The organism is Paenibacillus roseus, from assembly GCF_016424485.1.
GTDB classification, from domain to species: Bacteria; Bacillota; Bacilli; order Paenibacillales; family Paenibacillaceae; genus Paenibacillus_D; species Paenibacillus_D roseus.
In genome coordinates, this window is the sequence record NZ_JAELUP010000068.1 from 1 (window position 1) to 2,764 (window position 2,764).

At 54.5% G+C, this 2,764-nt stretch carries 2 protein-coding genes; both read right to left on the bottom strand.

The genetic code is table 11. The features are described 5' to 3' along the window. Nucleotides 1-1,990: non-ribosomal peptide synthetase (locus JFN88_RS13910; RefSeq protein ID WP_199019912.1), on the bottom strand; the 1,990-nt coding region annotated here is incomplete at its 3' end. Nucleotides 1,991-2,030: 40 nt separating this feature from the next. Continuing rightward, nucleotides 2,031-2,764 (bottom strand): phosphopantetheine-binding protein (locus JFN88_RS13915; RefSeq protein WP_233167847.1); only part of this gene is annotated, 734 nt, incomplete at its 5' end.

Sequence of the window (2,764 nt, forward strand, 5' to 3'; positions counted from 1 at the left end):
ATTCTCCGATGTACCACTGCATCAGGTTGGCAAAACCCCGGCGGTATACGCTCGCTCCCTTCGGAAGTCCGGTTGATCCTGACGTATAAATCACATACATCAGATTGTCCGCACTCGCTTGGGCCTGCGGGTTCCCTTCCCGCTCCGCTTCCAGTATCGCCTGATCGGCATCCACACACACGACTGTCATTCCCGTGTCAGAATCCACGCCTTCGGTGAAGGCCTGACGGGTCACCAGCACCTTCAGTCCGGCCCGCTTCATCATATCCCTGCGCCGCTCCTGCGGAAGGGCAGGGTCCACAGGCACATACGCACCGCCAGCCTTGATCACGGCTAACATGCCAATCACCAACTCCGGGCTCCGCTCCAGGCATACGCCAACCAGCTTATCCGGGCCTACGCCCAAGGATTGAAGCCGATGGGCCAGACGATTCGCCTGACGATTCAATTCCCCATAGGTCAGTTCAGCTGTACCCCAGACAAGCGCCGTCCGCTCCGGTGTGCGAGCCGCCTGTTCCTCGAAGCGCTCTTGCAGGCTCCAATTCGGCAGCCGCTGCTCCGTCCGGTTCCATTCCACGGTCTGCTGATGAACCTCCGCTTCATTCAGCATGGCCAGACGCCCTACCCGCTCTTCCGGGTTTGCCGCCGCACTTTCCAATAGCCGCGTGAAATGTGCTGCCATCTGTTCCACCGTCCCCGGTATGAACAAGTCGGTGCTGTACTCCAACACCCCGGAAAAACCTTCCTCCGACTCTGTTAACTCCAGCAACAGATCGAACTTGGATGTGCCCCGCTCCAACTCCACTCGTTCGGATTGCAGTCCCTCCAATTCGAAGCTTATGTCCTGCTGCTGAAACACAAACATCGTTTGAAAAATTGGCGTTGCCCCGGCATCCCTGACTGGCTGAACAACTTCAACGACTTTCTCGAACGGCACTTCCTGATAACGGTAAGCCTCTACAACCGTGCTTTTGACTTGCCTGAGCAAGTTACGGAATGAATCGGCAGCCGACAGATGACTGCGTATGACCAAATTGTTGACAAGAAATCCGATCAACCCTTCCACTTCTTCCGAATCCCGTCCCGCAACAGGCGTTCCTACAAGCAGATCCGTCTGGTTCGAATAGCGATACAGCCATACTTTATACAAGGCAAGCAAGGTCATAAAGGATGTAGCGCCTTCCCTCCTGCTCAGTTCCTTGATCGCACGGCTAACCGCGCTATTCACAGTAAATTTGAACGTGCGGCCGCCATCACCTGATTTCGCGGAGCGGGGATAGGCCGTGTACAATTCCAGTACCGGCAGTTCCCCTGATAATTTCTCTTTCCAGAAGGACAGGTTCGCTTCGAACGCTTCCCCTTGCATCCATTCTTTCTGGAAGTAGGCAAAATCCGCATATTGAACAGGCAGTTCTGGCAGTTCTATTTTTTTCCCGTTGGAAAATGCTTTATAGAGCAGGGACAACTCTTGCATCAAAATCCCGGTTGACCAACCGTCCGAGATAATATGATGCAAATTGACAAGGAGAAGATGATCACTCTCCCCGATGCGAATGAGTCGGATACGGAATAACGGTCCCGTCTCCAAATCAAAAGGCGCTGTTGCTTCCAACTCAGCCAGTCCAACAGCCCTCTCCCAGCGTACATCCTCCGGAAGTGAAGCTAAATCTTCAATGGAAAGCCGCCACAAGATGCTTTCTTCAACAATTTGCACAATGTCTCCATCATTCTCCTTGAAGGTTGTGCGTAATGTATCATGGCGGTGAATGATGGCACGGAAGGTCTGCTCCAGCGCTTCATACTGGATGCTGCCTTTCAAGCGGATAGCGGCAGGAATGTTATAAACCGATTTGTCGGAGAGCAGCTGATCAACAAGCCACAATCTCTTCTGGGCAAAGGAGGCTTCGAAGACATATTTCGCACTGCTGTATTCAGTTTCCGTCACGTCGACGGATGAATGAGCCGATGAATGGGGTTTGGGATGGTTCATATTTTCTCCTTTCCTGACCCTAACCGTACGAGTGAAACTCTCAGTTTAGGCGGTGCTTATCGCGTGAAAGTCTGGTCATTTTCGGCCTTGAAGCTTGTGCGGACGGGATGGATTCCAGAACAACCGCTAATTTGTCAATTGTCGGAGCTTCAAAAAAGCAGTGTACAGGGAGTTCTTGCCCTAGCTGGGAACGCACCCTGGAAGCTACCTGTATCGCCAACAGCGAATGCCCTCCCCGTTCAAAGAAGTTGTCATGGATACCTACCCGCTCTACTTGCAGCACCTCTGCCCAGATCTGCGCAAGCGATGTCTCCGCGTCATTGCGGGGAGCCACATAAGGCCGCTCTTGCCCGCCCGTTGCGGCATCGGGGGCCGGAAGCGCCTTGCGGTCCACCTTCCCGTTCGACGACAACGGCAATTCCTCCAGCACCACAAATGTCCACGGCACCATATACTCCGGCAGCTTCCGGCTCAGTTCCTCCCGCCACATGAACTGCTGTTCCCCCGGGCGTTGTTCCTCTGGTTGCTGTTCCTTCGGGCGCTGTTCCTGTTGCTGCTCCTCCGATTGCGCTTCCGCCTCCGGGACCACATACGCCACCAGCCGCTTGTCGCCCGGATGATCTTCCCTGGCTAGTACAACGGCATCCTTGACTTGCGCGCAATCCCGCAGCGCCGCTTCAATCTCGCCCAGCTCGATCCGGTAGCCCCGGATTTTCACCTGGTGATCCATCCGCCCCAGGTACACGATTGTCCCGTCCGGCATATATTTCGCCA